This is a genomic window from Massilia frigida (assembly GCF_011682175.1).
In the GTDB taxonomy this organism is placed as follows: domain Bacteria; phylum Pseudomonadota; class Gammaproteobacteria; order Burkholderiales; family Burkholderiaceae_D; genus Telluria_A; species Telluria_A frigida.
On the sequence record NZ_WHJG01000016.1, the window covers coordinates 35,063 to 47,264 of the forward strand.

Annotated in this window: 15 protein-coding genes and 1 pseudogene; 10 read left to right on the forward strand and 6 right to left on the reverse strand. The window is 63.6% G+C overall.

Going from position 1 to position 12,202, the window contains the following annotated elements; genetic code table 11:
• Positions 1-44 precede the first annotated feature (44 nt).
• The 7 genes and pseudogenes from F2P44_RS16730 (at position 45) to F2P44_RS16755 (ending at position 3,292) form a co-directional block, all read left to right on the forward strand.
• Positions 45-425 carry a hypothetical protein gene (locus F2P44_RS16730; protein WP_167088185.1) on the forward strand — a complete coding sequence of 127 codons (381 nt, stop codon included), beginning with the start codon at positions 45-47 and terminating at the stop codon, positions 423-425.
• A gap of 31 nt (positions 426-456) precedes the next feature.
• The gene (locus F2P44_RS16735; RefSeq protein ID WP_167088186.1) at positions 457-873 is read left to right on the forward strand and encodes a hypothetical protein; all 417 of its coding nucleotides are present in this window, start codon (positions 457-459) and stop codon (positions 871-873) included.
• A 191-nt stretch (positions 874-1,064) separates the two neighbouring features.
• Positions 1,065-1,799, forward strand: a complete 735-nt coding sequence (locus F2P44_RS16740; RefSeq protein ID WP_167088187.1) for a PEP-CTERM sorting domain-containing protein — start codon at positions 1,065-1,067, stop codon at positions 1,797-1,799.
• Positions 1,800-1,863: 64 nt separating this feature from the next.
• A complete protein-coding gene (locus F2P44_RS35580) occupies positions 1,864-2,013 on the forward strand; it encodes a hypothetical protein (RefSeq protein WP_229423587.1) in 150 nt (49 codons plus the stop codon).
• 12 nt (positions 2,014-2,025) lie between these two features.
• A pseudogene (locus tag F2P44_RS35585) lies at positions 2,026-2,376 on the forward strand (protein-export chaperone SecB); the annotation flags it as partial.
• 124 nt (positions 2,377-2,500) lie between these two features.
• Entirely contained in the window at positions 2,501-2,686 is a 186-nt protein-coding gene (locus F2P44_RS16750; protein WP_167088188.1) for a hypothetical protein, read from the forward strand.
• Between the two features lie 24 nt (positions 2,687-2,710).
• A complete protein-coding gene (locus tag F2P44_RS16755; protein ID WP_167088189.1) occupies positions 2,711-3,292 on the forward strand; it encodes a hypothetical protein in 582 nt (193 codons plus the stop codon).
• A 106-nt stretch (positions 3,293-3,398) separates the two neighbouring features.
• Here the strand turns inward: F2P44_RS16755 and F2P44_RS16760 are convergent, their stop codons facing one another.
• Positions 3,399-4,664 (reverse strand): GNAT family N-acetyltransferase, encoded by a 1,266-nt coding sequence (locus tag F2P44_RS16760; RefSeq protein ID WP_167088190.1) that lies wholly within the window; start codon positions 4,662-4,664, stop codon positions 3,399-3,401.
• 288 nt (positions 4,665-4,952) lie between these two features.
• Between F2P44_RS16760 and F2P44_RS16765 the strand changes: the two genes are divergently transcribed.
• Positions 4,953-5,681 carry a YhbY family RNA-binding protein gene (locus F2P44_RS16765; protein ID WP_167088191.1) on the forward strand — a complete coding sequence of 243 codons (729 nt, stop codon included), beginning with the start codon at positions 4,953-4,955 and terminating at the stop codon, positions 5,679-5,681.
• Positions 5,678-6,007, forward strand: coding sequence for a hypothetical protein (locus tag F2P44_RS16770; protein ID WP_167088192.1), 330 nt, complete (start codon positions 5,678-5,680; stop codon positions 6,005-6,007). The genes F2P44_RS16765 and F2P44_RS16770 overlap by 4 nt, the downstream gene beginning before the upstream one ends.
• A 97-nt stretch (positions 6,008-6,104) precedes the next feature.
• Here F2P44_RS16770 and kefC read toward each other — a convergent pair whose 3' ends face one another.
• From kefC to F2P44_RS16790, 4 genes are read right to left on the reverse strand one after another with little or no spacing between them, the layout of a single operon-like run.
• A complete protein-coding gene (gene kefC, locus F2P44_RS16775; protein ID WP_167088193.1) occupies positions 6,105-7,913 on the reverse strand; it encodes a glutathione-regulated potassium-efflux system protein KefC in 1,809 nt (602 codons plus the stop codon).
• A 25-nt stretch (positions 7,914-7,938) separates the two neighbouring features.
• Positions 7,939-8,496, reverse strand: a complete 558-nt coding sequence (gene kefF / locus F2P44_RS16780) for a glutathione-regulated potassium-efflux system oxidoreductase KefF (RefSeq protein ID WP_370662705.1) — start codon at positions 8,494-8,496, stop codon at positions 7,939-7,941.
• A complete protein-coding gene (locus tag F2P44_RS16785) occupies positions 8,493-9,812 on the reverse strand; it encodes a glycoside hydrolase family 18 protein (RefSeq protein WP_167088194.1) in 1,320 nt (439 codons plus the stop codon). Before F2P44_RS16785 ends, kefF begins: the two co-directional genes overlap by 4 nt.
• 13 nt (positions 9,813-9,825) lie before the next feature.
• On the reverse strand, positions 9,826-10,995 hold the full coding sequence (locus F2P44_RS16790; RefSeq protein ID WP_167088195.1) for a DUF5009 domain-containing protein: 1,170 nt from the start codon (positions 10,993-10,995) through the stop codon (positions 9,826-9,828).
• Between the two features lie 210 nt (positions 10,996-11,205).
• Here F2P44_RS16790 and F2P44_RS16795 point away from each other — a divergent pair, with 210 nt between their 5' ends.
• On the forward strand, positions 11,206-11,817 hold the full coding sequence (locus tag F2P44_RS16795; protein WP_167088196.1) for a PEP-CTERM sorting domain-containing protein: 612 nt from the start codon (positions 11,206-11,208) through the stop codon (positions 11,815-11,817).
• A 59-nt stretch (positions 11,818-11,876) separates the two neighbouring features.
• Here F2P44_RS16795 and F2P44_RS16800 read toward each other — a convergent pair whose 3' ends face one another.
• A complete protein-coding gene (locus F2P44_RS16800; protein WP_167088197.1) occupies positions 11,877-12,167 on the reverse strand; it encodes a hypothetical protein in 291 nt (96 codons plus the stop codon).
• Between the last annotated feature and the right edge of the window lie 35 nt (positions 12,168-12,202).

Below are 12,202 nucleotides of genomic sequence, written 5' to 3' on the forward strand. Positions count from 1 at the left end.
AACGTGGTGTCCTCGCCTGCGGCCGGCTTGTACTGGATGACAGCATGAACGTTGATGTTCTTGTCCGGATCGACCGTTTTGTCGATGACCACCAGCCCGGCTGGGTTGAGTGCAGTTTGCTTGACGCGGACGGAAGCCGCCACGTCGTTGTCGAAAAAGGGCCGGTCGTCTGCGCCGACCCTCTCTGGGCGGATAGCCATTACCCGCAGCCTGGTACGATTCTTTGCACGCTTGAGACAGAGTGGATCGATGAACGCGGCCGGCGCCTGGCGCAAATCGATACCGGCTTACCCTGGTGCGTGACATCGACGACGGGACAGTCGCGCTTTGCCGTGCTGGCGGAACAGATCGCATCGCGGCCCGCAAGGCGAGCAGGGGAGCACGATGAACCGAACCAGCTGCTGGCCGGCACAGACTCCGGCTGAGCCCGGATAGTGCATCTGACATGGATGGAAAATGGCATTGGAAGAGCTACTTCAAGAACTCAACCGTGGCGGCGGGTGGGACTGGTGCATCCGGTCCTTTGATGGCTGCTCGCTGAGCCTTTCGGCAGGAAGTTCGTCGTCGTACGCGCAGCACGTGGTTGCGTTTCACGGCGTCTGCTACCTCGCATGCCCCACCGAGTTCAGCCACCCCACGTTTCGCGTTGCCAGCACGGCTGAGCGCCTTTCACTGAGCGCGCAGGTGGCAGTCGACGAGGACGACACGGTGGTTGCCATCGATGCCGACAGCTCGGTTGGGATGGAACCGCTGACGTTTTTTATCGTTGCCACGTCGGCGACACTTGCCGCAGCCGGAGGCGTAGCGACGACGCGTGCCGCCCTGGTCGGCGCAAAAGCCTGGCCTTATCGCGCCAACAGCGTTGGGAAGTGACGGCGCTGGCCATGCGCGACCAGGAAGTGGGTGCATCGACCAGACACGCCACGCGCCGGCCGCGTGGCAGCTGTAGCGCAGCGCGGGAAAATGCTGGCAATCGTGCATTTTTGGCAGTATTAACTGGTAAGCTTGCCTGGGCAGGTGCATCCGCCCTGCCTTGAAGTCGATGACTCTTGGGGAGAATTCCGATGCTCGTATCCAAGTCCCACCTCACCGCTTGCGCGCTGGCTGTCGCGCTCAGTAGCGCTGCCGGCCAGACCGGCGCCGCCAGCGCGTCCGTCCAGATCAGCAATGTCTGGATCGAACTGATCGACCTCGATCCGAACGACCAGATCACGCCGTGGGTGCAGTTCGGCTACCGTGACGTTGCCATGAATGCCAACCTTAACGATGGTGGGGAACTACAGGAAATTTTTTGGCCGGGCAGCGTGCAACTGAGCAGACCCTACGGCGAGGCGGCGGCCATGGTGGGGGACGGCATCATGCGTTCGAGCGCGCAGATCCGCGATTCGCGCCTGGCGGGCGGCGCCCGTGTCTCGGCGCTCGGTTCGGACTGGCGCATGTTCGAGCTCTCGCCCAACACGCAACTCAAGCTGACCTTGTCGGTATCGCTGCAAGCTGATTACGGCCTGGGCGAGAGCAGCCGCGCGGTGGCGTCGATCTACGGCTATGTCAGCGCCTTCGACCAGTCGGGCACCCCGGACCAATTCGACGACAAGCTCCAAAACTTTTCCGGCGCGCGCACGCTCGATTACCGCTCGACGCTCAGCACCGGCCAAGCGGCTGGACATGGCACCATCGGCTGGGCCGCCTACAGCTACGCGCAGGGAAGCGCCGCGCCAGTGCCGGAGCCGGCAAGCTACGCCATGCTGCTGGCCGGCCTGGCCGCCATCGGTGCCTGCCGCTTGCGGCGCCGGGACTGACTGCCTGCCTTCGCTGCGGGGGGGAGCCTTTGCTCACTCGCAGCATCAACTGAAAGAACCAAACATGAACATGCAACTGCGCGCACTGCGCCCGGCCGCCGCGATCGCACTGCTGGCGGCGCTCGTCACCCCGGCCGCCTGGGCCGCCGACGCCAAAGCCGAACCGGTATTCGGCGTGCAACGCCTGTATTTGAAAGACCTGCGGATCGAATAGCCGAATTCACCGGCCATTTTTCTCGACAACGACAAAGCCCCTCAAACCGACGTGAAACTGAACGCCGGATCGGAAAAGATTGCGAGCGAGGCTTACGAGGGCTGGGTCAGCATCACGGTAACGCACAAGATCAATGGCAAAACCGCCTACGTCGTCACGGCGAAACAGGCCGCTATGTTCGACATCAAAAACATTCCCACCGCTCAAATCGCCCCGCTGCTGGGAATCGGCCTGCCGAACATCGTCTATCCGTATTTGCGGGCGAATGTTGCCGATGCCATCACGCGTGCCGGTTTTCCTCCGGTCCATCTGGCGCAAGTCAATTGGGAAACCTATTACAAGCAGCAGCGCGCCGGAAAATAGCGCCGCACCCGGCAGACGTAGCGCCGACGCCTGCCGCAGCCGTATGATCGCGCTCCGCCAGGTGCTGGCGGAGCGCGGCGCCCACGCGCAGTGTCGCCGCTTGACTTCATCAAATGGATGTGACATGCGAATCAAGGAAATTGCGGGACTGACGTTATTGGCATGCTCGTCGCTGGCCTATGCGCAGCAGGGTAAACCGGATGGATTCGGGACGGCGCTTCCGTCCGGCCTGACAGCGAACAAGCTGGTCGCCTTGATTGCGCCCGGCCGCGACGCCTCGCTCGCCACGCTGGTCGGCGCCAAGGCATAGCCTTATCGCGCCAACAGCTTCGTCGTGATTGCCTGTTTTGCCCAGAGCAAAAAGGAATTCGCCTCGGACCGGCAATCCAGCAAGGAGCCGGGCTGTAAAAAATATTACCAGCCCGGCCAGGCGCCTGACTATCTCGACAAACCGGTGTACCTGGGCGTCGTGGAATATCAGGCGCGAAGTGCGGGGCCGACGCTGGTGGCCAGTTACGGAAAGCCTTACGATATAAAAACCAGCTGGAAATTTTCCGGCATCGAGGGGCCGGAGGGGAAATTCACGACTCCGGGCAGCCAAGACAGCGACCTGATGCCGGAAGAATATCGCCGTTTCGATTTCGCCCCGTACCAGATTACACCGATGGAAACGGCCATCGGTCTGCGCCTCGGATGGCATGACGCTTATGCCGGCGGCGCGGCATATTTCGAAGCCCTGTCCCTGTTCCGGCTCGACGGCGGCAAGCTGGTCAATATCCTGTCGGAACCGATCTCCTTCCACAAGGATCTGGCCGGTGAATGGAACAAGGATGGCACCCGGGAGCGGGATGTCTCGGAAGAGCAGAATGTGTTGTCTGTTCTTCCAAGCAAGACCAACGGGTACGCGGATCTCTAGCTAAAAACCCTGAAGAGCAAGTGGAAGCAAGTCTTCGTGTGGGACAGCAAGGCCGCCAGATATATGCCCGTACAAACGGCGCCGGCCACGCAAAAACACTGACGTGTCAGGCCGCCTTCGCGGCTGCCTTTTTGAACGGGCTGCGTTCGGGCGCGTCATCGTGCTCGATGCCCAGCAGCAGGTGCTTGATCATCTTGTTGAGCACCGGCTGGCGGTGCCGTACCAGGATGCCGAAGGTCTGCGGCTTGGCGCCCAGGGCCGCTTTCGGTTCGAGCGCGGTGCGGCCGAACGACACCTGCTTGCAGCCCATCGACAAGGCGTCGGCAATGCCGGCGTGCAGCAGGCGCAGATAGATCGGCAGGTCGGCCGCGGCCGCGCGCTGGAAGCCGATGTGGTACGCGATCGACGTCTCGCCATCGGCCACCGAGATCAGGAAGCCGAGCATCTCGCCGTCGCGCTTGAGCACGCTGCAGCGGAAACGCTCGCCCGCCGCCTTCTGTAGCGCCGGGAAATACTCGGGGCGCAGCTCGAAAGGGCGGAAGCCGGCGTTGACCTGCACTTCCTTGTAGAGCCCGTGAATCTGCTCTTGCACGGCATCCAGGTCGCTCAGCTGTTCGAGCGTGCAGGCCGCCTCGTCCAGCGCCTTGAAGACCGCGTTGCGCACGCTGCTGCGGTACTTGGACGCCAGGCTGGCCAGGTAGTCGTCGTAATGCTTCCAGTCGTCCTGCAGGGCCAGGACCATGTTCGGTTCCGTTTCCACGTAACGGTAGCTCAGGTGTTCCAGGTGCGCCGCATGATCGGTATGGGGCGCGTGCAAGTCCTTGATCATGATGAAGTGGGTCTTGCCGACCAGCTTGTCGGCTTGGCGCACGCGGTACAGCACTTCGGCCACGCCGTGCCAGGCCAGCTTGGGATCGGCGCCGGGCGCGAGGGCGATGCCGTGCTGGCCGAAGGTCAGCAGGTTGCCGCAGCTGAGGATGCGCTGGGTGGTCTTTTTGGCCAGCTCGTCGAGCGGGCCGGGGCGGACCGAGGCGGCCTGGCTCTTGTCCGGCCGCGCCTGCGCCAGGTTGAGTTCGGCGATCTGCATATACACGGCCGCGACCGGCATGCGTTCGGCACCGGCGCCGCTGTAGATCAGGGCGTAGCGCGGCGACAGGTTGTGCGGCAGCACCTGTTCGAGCGACTTGAGGTAGGCGAAGGACATGAAGAAGCCCGAGTGATCCGCCAGCGCTTGCCATGCGGTGGCGTCGAGCATCTCGATGGAATCGGCGATGGCGTAGTTCAGGTCGGCGGGGCCGCGCAGGCGCTTGCGCTCGCGGCTGCGTTCGGACAGCGCGGCTTTGATGGAGCGGAGTTTTTCAGGGATGTTCATGGAGGTATTATTATCGTTATTGAAATGCCGGTGAGCGCGATTCTACAGCGCTGGCGGAGACAGCGGTAAGTACGGCGGGCATTCAAGGCATGACGCCACGGGCGCGGCATCGGTCCTCAGGATCGGCCGCAAGCGGCGTCATCGGCAGTGACGCGCGCTCGCGGGGGAGGGACGGCGGGGTTGGCCCGACGTCCTGCATCGGTCAACGGCCCCAAGGCGGGCCCGCCGGCCCGGCCCGCAACGACGGCATCGGCGCGATATGCTACGCTAGAGCGAGGCGAGCCAGGAGTGTCGCGTCTCCTGATGCCCCCTGAATGGTCCGTTGCTGCACGCATTTTCTTTCGCGGAGAGATGCCCTTGGATGCTATTTGCCGGGAATGGTTTAAGACCGACACTGTCAAAGTAAAAGTCGAACTAGACAATGCTGATGAATTTCTGTCTGCGGAAGAGATAGCGGAACTGACTGGCGCACCAAAAGATAGCGACATCGTCGTTAGTCGCGTCGGGGATGTCATCCAATTCCGCATACGCAATCCAATTTTCGCTGAAGATATGTTTCGGTATCTGACGGCGGATGCCGATGGGCTGTCATATTATCTGACCAATGTTGTCATGGTGCTGAAAGACGAGTTCACAAACATGGGTATCGGGCCCAGGTGCGTAGTAAAAGAAATTTACTGTGCTCGCTCACTTCATGAAGAGTTGCCGATTCGCTGTATAAAGCTTAATGGCGTGGGGGATTACGCGTCTTTTCATTGGGCGAAAGATCCGCTTCGAGGTTATTACGTTTGGCCGTGTATGGGGTTTGATGCGGAAATCCCCGATGCAGTCAGAACAAGGCTGCCCGAAAAATACCGTGAGAAACGTCGCCTCAGTGATTTGATGCTCGACGAAGGAGGGCGGAAGGAATGGTTGCGCCACGGCGAATCGGTCAAGCTTGCTTTTGATCTTGACCCGGGCTCAGTCAGCTGGGAAGTGCTGTCACACTATGTGAGAGAAAAAGGAATTGAATTATGAAACGCAATTTACTTCTTGCGGTGAAGAAAAATACTGCACCTATATCAAATAAGGAGTTTGACGAATTTCTGCTGCGACAGCACGGAACTTTGTCGAAGGAAAATGCAAGTGCCGATCCGGGCGCGCTGGACCGAGTGGGAGCGGATGCATTGAAATTGAAAGAGAAGGGAGCCCCTCAGTCCACTGCGAATCATGTGGGCAAAGACTTGACGCGATCAAAACCGCGTCAAGTATCGGACCAGACAGTCATATTGAGCAAGACAGACGTATTGAACAAGACAGACACCCTGTCTCTGCGCTCAAAGAAGAAAGTGGCTGACACCTGATTGCAGATAGCCGGGCACTTTCTTGCCTGGTGATGGCGGGGCGGCTGTTGACGATCGGTGATCGTTCCCGAGACCTTTCCTGCGCCCCCGGCACTGGCTACGTCCCATCCCACCCGTTCTGCTTGTCATCCTCGGCCAGTTCCGCATCCATCGCGAACATGGCTTCGAGTTCCTCGCGCGCCTGCTTGGCCACCGACAGGAATTGCTCCTTGTCCTTGTAATACGGATACATCTTGTCCAGGCTGCGCAGGTTGAACATGCGGAACTTGCTGGCCGCCTGGCGCGCCTGGTATGCCCCGAATCCGAGCTCGTGCAGCACATCGCGCCCCAGCATCAGCGCCGCCTCGAACGTTTCGCGCTGGATGATGGTCACGCCGCGGTCGCGCAGGTCGAAATAATGGGTCACATTGCGCGCCCGCGCCATGATTTTCAGCTTGGGAAACTCGCGCCGCACGGCATCGACCAGCTTCAGGCTGTCGTCGATATCGTCGACCGCCACCACCAGGGCGCGCGCCCGCGCCGCCCCGGCCGCATGCAGCAGGTCGACCCGGGTCACGTCGCCGTAAAACACTTCGCTGCCGAAGCGGCGCACCAGGTCGATCTGGTCCGGGTCGTGGTCGAGCACGGTCAGCTTGACGCCGTTGGCGGTCAACAGGCGCCCGACGATCTGGCCGAAGCGCCCGAAGCCGGCAATGATCACATGCTCGTCGTTGGGCGCGATCTTGTCGGCCTGGCGCTTCTTGTCGGCCCGGTAGCGCGGCGCGATCAGGCGATCGTGCGCGATCAGCAGCAGCGGCGTGACCACCATCGACAGCGCCACCACCACCACCAGCATCGAGGCCACCTCGGCGGAAAACACCTTGGCCGTCTCGGCCGCGCCGAATACCACGAAGGCAAACTCGCCGCCCTGCGACAGGATGAAGGCGAACAGCGCCTGCTGGCTGCGCGGAATCTCGGCCAGCTTGCTGATGCCGTACAAGAGCGCGATCTTGATGCACAAGAACGCCGCCACCAGGCCCAAAATCAGCCACGGCTGCGCCATGAACACGCCGAAATCGACCGACATGCCGACCGCGATGAAAAACAGCCCCAGCAGCAAGCCCTTGAACGGCTCCAGGTCGGTCTCGAGCGCGTGGCGGTATTCGGAATCGGCCAGCAGCATGCCGGCCATGAAGGCGCCCAGCGCCATCGACATGCCGACCCACTGCATCAAGAGGCCGATGGCAATCACCAGCAGCAGCGCGAAGGCGGTGAAAATCTCGCGCAGGCCGGTCTTGACGATGATGCGCAGCAGCGGGCGCACCAGGTGCCGCCCGGCGAAAATCAGGCCGCCGATGACCCCGACCACCTTGAGCATGCCCAGCCAGCCCTGTTCGCTGCCTTCGGCGGCGGCCACGCCCAGCAGCGGCACCACGGCAATCATGGGAATCGCCGCCATGTCCTGGAACAGCAAGATGGCAAAGCTGGCCGAGCCGGTCGGGGTGGTCATCAGGTTGCGCTCGTCCAGCGTGGCCAGGGCGATCGCGGTCGACGACAGCGACAGGCCCAGGCTGGCGATCAGCGCCACCTTCCAGTCGACCCCGGCCAGCATGGCGGCCACGCACAGGGCGCCGGTCACGCCCAGTACCTGGGCCGCGCCGCGCCCGAAGATGGCGCGCCGCATCGACCACAGGCGCTTCGGTTCGAGTTCGAGGCCGATCACGAACAGCAGCAGTACCACCCCGAATTCGGAAATGTGCAGGATATCTTCGACTTCGCCGATCAGGCCCAGCCCCCAGGGGCCGATGGCGATGCCGGCCAGCAGGTAGCCGAGCACGGCGCCCAGGCCGAGTTTTTTGGCGATCGGTACGGCAATCACCGCCGCCGCCAGGTAGATCAGTGCGTTAAGCAGCAAACCGTGTTCCATCGTTGCGAAGCTTTCTAAGGGGGATTCAGGCGCTGGCCAGCGCCGTCAGGCGAGCGACAAAGGCGTCGACGTGGGCGTCCAGCGCCGCCTCGCTCGATTGATGGGCGGCGTGCAGGATGTGCGGATCGATCCAGTCCATGCCGCACAGGGCGGCGATCTGGCGATAGGGCGGCAAGAACGCCTCGAACGGGTAGCCGTGCGCGGCGCCCGGGGCATACGCCTCGGCCGGGCTGCCGGTCGACGTCACCAGCCACAAGCCCTTGCCCTGCAGGGCGGTGCCGCCGGCGCCATAGGCCCAGCCGGGCACCAGCACCATGTCGACCCATTCCTTGAGCAGGGCCGGCATGCCATACCACTGGATCGGATGCAGCAGCACCAGGGTGCCGGCGTCGGCCAGCTGGTCCTGCTCGGCCGCCACGTCGATGTAAAAATCGGGGTAGGTATCGTACAGGTCGACCAGCTCGACCCCGGGCACGCTGCGCGCCGCCTCGACCAGGCGCCGGTTCACGCGCGAGCGCTGCGGCGCCGCGTGCGCGAACATCACCAGCACCTTGCGCACTGGCGCGGGAAGGGCGGCCGTCACTGCGCCTCAAGCATGGCTTTGGACAGCGCAAAGCCGGCGTCGTCCTGGTCCAGCGCCCACGACATCATGCCGCCCAGGCGGTTGTCGCGCACGTAGGCGGCCTTTTCCTTGATCACCAGCGGGTCGTCGTAGGTCCAGAAAATGCCGTTATCGTAAGTCCACAACTGCTTGCTGACCGGATGGTAGAACTTGGGCGTCTTGCGCGCGGCGAGGGTCGCGTATTTCTCGGTGCCTTCCTCGAAACCGCGCGCCGGGGCGCTCGCGCCCTGGTACAGGCCATAGCGCACCGGGGGCACGCCGCTCCAGCCGCGCGCGTAGAAGGGCACGCCGATGACCAGTTTCTTGGCCGGCACGCCCGCCTTCAAGAAGCGCTGCACGCCGCTGTGGACGCTCTGCTTGTCGGTGTCGGGGCTGCCCGGATCGGGGTACAGGTTCGAGTGAAAGCCGGTCGGGCCCTGCTTGTTCCAGCCGCCGTTGAAATCGTAGGTCATCAGGTTGATCCAGTCGAGCGACCTGGCGTACTTGTCCGGTTCGGTGGCGTCGGTAGTCTTGGCCCCGCTGTTGACGGCCGCCGTCAGGTAGTATTTCTTGCGCTGCTTCTTGCCCAGCGCATCGAGCTGGCTGCGGAACTCGGCCAGCAGCAGGGTGAAATTCTGCTTGTCCGAGGGGCTGATGGTGTTGTACGCCATCAGCGGCACGCCCGGATACTCCCAGTCGATGTCGAAACCATCGAACAGGCCGGCCGCCGCGCCCTTGCCGCCATGGCCGTTCAGCAGCGGCAGGTCGCCCTTGATGTACATATCGATGCAGGACGACACCAGCGCGCGCCGCAGCGGCGCGCTGGCGGCGCCGGCCGAGAACCAGCGCGACCATTCGGCGCCGCCGATGGCCAGCATCACTTTCAGCTTGGGATGCTTGGCCTTGAGCTGGCGCAACTGGTTGAAGTTGCCCGCCAGCGGCTGGGCCGGGCCATCGGCGCTGCCGTCGACCGATTCGCTGGCGCCGAAATGGTGCGCGTAGTCGAGCGTGGCGCGCATGCCGGCGCCGTCGCCGGCATCCTTGATGTCGCGCCCGCTATCGCAGCGGTAGGTATTGTCCGGCATCTTGTACAGATTGGCGAAAGCGTAGTTCAGGAACGTGAAGCGGCCTGCCACGCCGGCCTGGTCGAGCTGTTTCAGGCGAAAGCCTTGCTCGGTGCTCCAGGCCGTGTAGTAAGAGCCGACCTGGACCGGCGCGGCGGCAGGCGCGGCGCCGGCGCCGGCGGCGGCCAGCGCCACGGTAAAGGCCAGCGTGGTCGTGCGGGTAATGTGGGACATTGTTCCTCCTTGCTTAAATCTTCAGCTTGCAATTATGTATGTTCAGGCGCGCAACCACCAGCACGATCATGGCCGTAAACACGGCCCCGCTCAGCAGCGCACGATTGCCTTCGACCAGGGCGGGGCGCAAGTGCGCCCCGGCCAGGCTGATTACGGCGCCGATCGCGAACGGCAACAGATAGGTGATCAGCGGACTGGTCGCGGCCGGTTCGACCAGGACCGTCCAGCGGCGCGCCGCGCGCACTTCCACCAGCCAGTACAGCAGGGCGAACAGCGCCACGCACAGTGCGCCGCAGTATAAAGCCCAGGGCGGGGTGGCGCCGATCTTGGAGATGGGGTACCAGCGGTGCAGCACCCAGGCCGCCGCCGCCAGCGCGGCCGCGAAAACGGCGCCCTGGCGCAAGCGCAGCGCGGCGGCGCGCTGGCCGTCGAAAAACAGCAGCGCGCACACCAGCCCGGCCAGCACGATGAGGCTGTGGATGGCGTGGCCCGCCAGCGCCGTGCCGGTGCCGCTGCGGGTGCTCAGCATATACAGGCTCAGGCAGGCCAGCATGGCGCCCAGCAGCAGGGTGCGCTGGCCGCGCGCCAGCTGGTACAGCACGGCGGCGGCCAGATAGGCCCAGCCGATCAGGCCGAGAATGCCCCACCATTGCGGCGTCATCATGCTGACCCCGTCGGCGCCGCGCCAGGCCAGGGCCAGCGCCGCCAGCAGCGCCACGCCGGCTGCGCGCAGGCAGTGGTTGAGCAGGGCGTTGTCGAAGCGGTACACGCCCCACACCAGCAGCACGGCCGCGTAAAGCGCCAGCGACCAGGCTGCGATCGGCATGTGCATGGCTTGCTCGCTGTAGCCGGATTCGGCATTGACCATGAACACGCCCATCACGATCAAGGCCAGTGCGCGCCAGGCCGTGTGCCCGAACACCCGCAGCGCGCCGTCGCCGCGCGCGATGCGGCTGTGCACGCCGAAGGGAATCGACATGCCGACCGCGAACAGGAAGCCGGGAAACACGATATCGGCCAGCCCCATGCCGTCAGCCGCGCCATCGGCATGCAGCAGCCAGGCGGGCAGGCCGCGCGCGCCGGCCAGGAAGTTGACGAAAAGCATGAGTACGAAGGTGAGGCCGCGAAAGGCGTCGAGCGAGACGATGCGTTGCCGGGGCAGGTCGTTGAACGGGACGGGCATGGGCGCTGGGAGTAGGTTGTCGAATCCGCCAGTCGGGGGAGCTGTCCGGAAGACAAGATTATATCACCGGCCATGTCGGCATTCTTTACAGCCGCGTCGGGAGAAACCGTTAGTGTTGCGCTAAGTCGCTGAAAAGATGGACTACTTGTTGTGGGTACGCATATTGCTTGATGCCGGTATGGTTTTTTTCATAATAAATATGGAGAACATATGATAGGCAAAATGACTACGGCGGCTTGCCTGGCGCTGACCCTGGCCGGCGCGGCCCAGGCCGGCGTGATCGGCGCCGGCGGCTTTTCCGCCCCGACCGTGATCGATTTCGAGAATGCCGTCGCCGGCCCCATCGACAGCCAGTACGCGGCGCTGGGCGTGAGCTTCGTCAATTTCAACCTGGACCTGTTTGCCACCTCGCCGGCGCCGCCGAGCCGGGTGGCGCTCAAGTACGTCGATGGCTCGCCCAACATCGACGGCAGCATCCTGTTTTCCTCGGTGATCACCCGGCTGGGCGCGGACGCGAGCACCAATCCGGAAGATGACACGTTCATCGATGCTTATCTCGGCAATACCCTGGTCGGCAGTGCCTTCTTCGATACCGGCGGCGACGGCGACGACGGGTCCTTCATCGGCGTCGAATTCCTGTCCGGCTTTGACCGCGTGGTGTTCCGTACCTTGCCGGTCGTCAACGGCGCGCTGGCGCTCGACAACCTGCGCTTTGAAAACGTGGTGCCGCCTACCCCGGTGCCGGAACCGGGCAGCCTGACCCTGGCCCTGGCCGGATCGGCGCTGCTGGGACTGGTACTGGCGCGCCGCCGCGCGCGCTGAAAAGAGCGCCGCCGGGCGCCGGCCTATGGCGTCCGGTTGGCGTCGATGGCCGCTTCCAGTTAGCGCAGCACGATCGCCGGCGCATCCGCATCCATGCGCGGAAAATTGCCTTCCACATCGGGATCGAGGTCGGTCATGCCATCCGGGCCGAAGGTGAAGGCGCCCAGCACGACTTGTGCCGGCTCGCCGTAGGTGCAATGGCAATACATGCACACCACGCGCGCGCGTGGACGGCGGTCGGCCCCGCAAATGGGCAGCATCTGGAATTTGATGCGCACGCCGTTGAAGGTGGCTTCGATGCTGTCGTGGTCGAACTGGTCAGGCACCGAAATCGCGCGCAGCGCGCCCATCTCCTGGCATACCGCGTGCGCCCCGGTCAGCGAGC

Bases quoted from the DNA above. Each gene is read 5' to 3' on its own strand.
- F2P44_RS16785 (WP_167088194.1), bottom strand. From the start codon at position 9,812: ATGTCCCACATTACCCGCACGACCACGCTGGCCTTTACCGTGGCGCTG.
- F2P44_RS16760 (WP_167088190.1), bottom strand. From the start codon at position 4,664: ATGAACATCCCTGAAAAACTCCGCTCCATCAAAGCCGCGCTGTCCGAA.
- F2P44_RS16735 (WP_167088186.1), top strand. From the start codon at position 457: ATGGCATTGGAAGAGCTACTTCAAGAACTCAACCGTGGCGGCGGGTGG.
- F2P44_RS35580 (WP_229423587.1), top strand. From the start codon at position 1,864: ATGAACATGCAACTGCGCGCACTGCGCCCGGCCGCCGCGATCGCACTG.
- kefC (WP_167088193.1), bottom strand. From the start codon at position 7,913: ATGGAACACGGTTTGCTGCTTAACGCACTGATCTACCTGGCGGCGGCG.
- F2P44_RS16750 (WP_167088188.1), top strand. From the start codon at position 2,501: ATGCGAATCAAGGAAATTGCGGGACTGACGTTATTGGCATGCTCGTCG.
- F2P44_RS16795 (WP_167088196.1), top strand. From the start codon at position 11,206: ATGATAGGCAAAATGACTACGGCGGCTTGCCTGGCGCTGACCCTGGCC.
- F2P44_RS16790 (WP_167088195.1), bottom strand. From the start codon at position 10,995: ATGCCCGTCCCGTTCAACGACCTGCCCCGGCAACGCATCGTCTCGCTC.
- F2P44_RS16800 (WP_167088197.1), bottom strand. From the start codon at position 12,167: ATGGGCGCGCTGCGCGCGATTTCGGTGCCTGACCAGTTCGACCACGAC.
- F2P44_RS16770 (WP_167088192.1), top strand. From the start codon at position 5,678: ATGAAACGCAATTTACTTCTTGCGGTGAAGAAAAATACTGCACCTATA.
- F2P44_RS16730 (WP_167088185.1), top strand. From the start codon at position 45: ATGAACGTTGATGTTCTTGTCCGGATCGACCGTTTTGTCGATGACCAC.
- F2P44_RS16740 (WP_167088187.1), top strand. From the start codon at position 1,065: ATGCTCGTATCCAAGTCCCACCTCACCGCTTGCGCGCTGGCTGTCGCG.